The 2,103-nt window shown below is 63.1% G+C and carries 2 protein-coding genes; both read right to left on the bottom strand.

Going from position 1 to position 2,103, the window contains the following annotated elements; all coding sequences use genetic code 11:
- Window positions 1-50 precede the first annotated feature (50 nt).
- Complete coding sequence (locus tag AC5DC2_RS23405) at window positions 51-1,271, bottom strand: glycosyltransferase family protein (protein WP_491700217.1); 1,221 nt, start codon at window positions 1,269-1,271, stop codon at window positions 51-53.
- A gap of 69 nt (window positions 1,272-1,340) precedes the next feature.
- A partial coding sequence (locus AC5DC2_RS23400) for an HAD-IIB family hydrolase (protein ID WP_491700216.1) occupies window positions 1,341-2,103 on the bottom strand: 763 nt, incomplete at its 5' end.

Here is a 2,103-nt window from a genome sequence, read left to right as displayed (position 1 = left end):
ATTCAATAGGTTAGAGCGTCCTTTGTGCATCCGAATGGATGCACGGCGCTCTAGCCGTATTCCGCCATATCGGCGGCGACGGCGGCCTGCATTTCGTCGAGAATGTCGGGCAGGGCGCTCAGGACGCGGTTCCAGCGCGGCATCAGCGGCGTGGCGTCGGGCTCCTCGAGGAAGGAATTGCCGGCCTCGATCAGATTGGTGGCGAAGAGTTCCACGGCCTGCTCTTCCTTATGGCGATCCGTCGAAAGCCCGTTCATGCGGGCGTCATTGTGATAGATCTCGACCAGATCGAGCGCCGTGCGGAAATAGGAGGCCTTCACGGTCCTGAGCGTTTCCTGCGAGAAGGTTACGCCGTCGGTCGCCAGCTTGCGGAAAACCGCCTTGCAGATATCCGTGGACATGCGCGACAGGCCCTTCCTGGCATCTTCCGGCGACAGCGGCTGATGCTTGTGGTCATAGGCGTCGGCAATATCGACCTGGCAGATCGCGGCGTTGGAATAATTGCGCCACAGTTCCGAGAGAACGCCGATTTCCAGCCCCCAGTCCCAGGGAATGCGGATATCGGGCAGGATATGGGTGCGCATGGCGAATTCGCCGGCGAGCGGATAGCGGAACGCCTTCAGGTAATCGAGATAGGGCTGGTGACCGATGGTCTTCTCGAGGCTCAGGAGAAGCGGCGTGACGAGAAGCCGGGTGACGCGGCCGTTGAGCGAGCCGTCGGCGATGCGCGGGTAATAGCCCTTGGAGAAGACGTACGGGAAGGCCGGATTGGTGACCGGATAGACGAGGCGCGCCAGCATCTCGCGCGAATAGGTGACGATGTCGCAGTCATGCAGCGCCACCACGGAGGAATTGCGCGCGCCGAGCACATAGCCGATACAGTACCAGACATTGCGGCCCTTGCCGGGCTCCTGCGGCGCAAGCGCCGCATCGCCGAGACGGTTGTGGACGGCCTGCATCCGCGGTCCGTCATTCCAGAGCACGGCGTGGTTCTGCGGCAGGCGGCCGAAATATTTCAGCGCGTAGCGGTACTGCTCCTCGTCCGCCTGGTCGAGGCCGATGACGATGTTGGAGATATAGGGCACTTCCGTCAGATGGTTGACGATGTTGTCCAGCGCCTCGGCCTCGAGCTCGGAGAAGAGCGAGGGCAGGATCAGGGTGATCGGCCGGGTTGCCGAGAAGCTGGTCAGTTCGCGCTCGACCCGGTGCAGCGAACGCTCGCGCAGATTGTGCAGCGTTGCGACAACGCCATTTTGATGAAAATCAGCCATTGCGGGCGCTCCTGATGTTTTTGTTGCGGCAGGTTCCGGAAGCGGACGGCCAAAGGGGAGGGGCCTTACCTACCAACTATATTGTGCCAATAATTGCAATATCATGTCGTTCCAGCCCGAAGGACCGGCCTTGTCCGAGCGGATGATGCGGCCCTCGCGTTCGCGGGCCGTTTCGGCAAGCGGGGCATGGGCGGGGTTGGCGATGATGACGCCCTTGTCCGCGGCTTCCAGCATTGCCGCATCATTCGGCGCATCGCCGAGCGCGATCGTGAAGACCGCTTCCTCCGTCTTGCTGCGGTAGAAGTCCGCGACCTTGCGCATCGCATCGGCCTTGGATGTCTCCGGCATCAGCGTGAAGAACCGGCCGCCCTGCACGGCCCGAAAGCCGCTCTTTGCCAGGAGCGCCCGGAATTCCTCCCGTTCCTCCTCGCTGCCGGACCAGAGCCCCGGTTCGGAGAACTGACGCTTTCGGGCGAGCCGGGCTGCCTCGAGCCGCATGCCGGTTTTCTCCGCTACCTCTTCATCGCTCCAGTCTCCAAAACCCCGGAATTTCTGCCTGAGCGCGGGCGGCATCGCTTCAAGCGCCGCGCGCAGCCGCCGATAGGCTTCAGCCTCGCCGCCCTTCGCATCCGGCAGTCCGACGATCCCCGCGCCATTTTCCACGATCATCGGGTCTTCGATGCCGATATCCGCGGCGATGGGCCGCATCTCCGCCTCCGTCTTGCTGCTGGCGAGGATGATCGGGATGCCGCGGCCCTTCAGCGCGTCGAGCGCGGGCCGCGCCGGCTCCAGCGAATAGGTTTCGTGGTCGAGAAGCGTGCCGTCGAGATCG

This window comes from Martelella sp., from assembly GCF_984369615.1.
Note: the sequence above shows the minus strand (reverse complement) of the source record. Positions and strands in the feature narration are given on the sequence as shown.

Coding starts and splice junctions, on each gene's coding strand:
- AC5DC2_RS23405 (WP_491700217.1), bottom strand. CDS start 1,271: ATGGCTGATTTTCATCAAAATGGCGTTGTCGCAACGCTGCACAATCTG.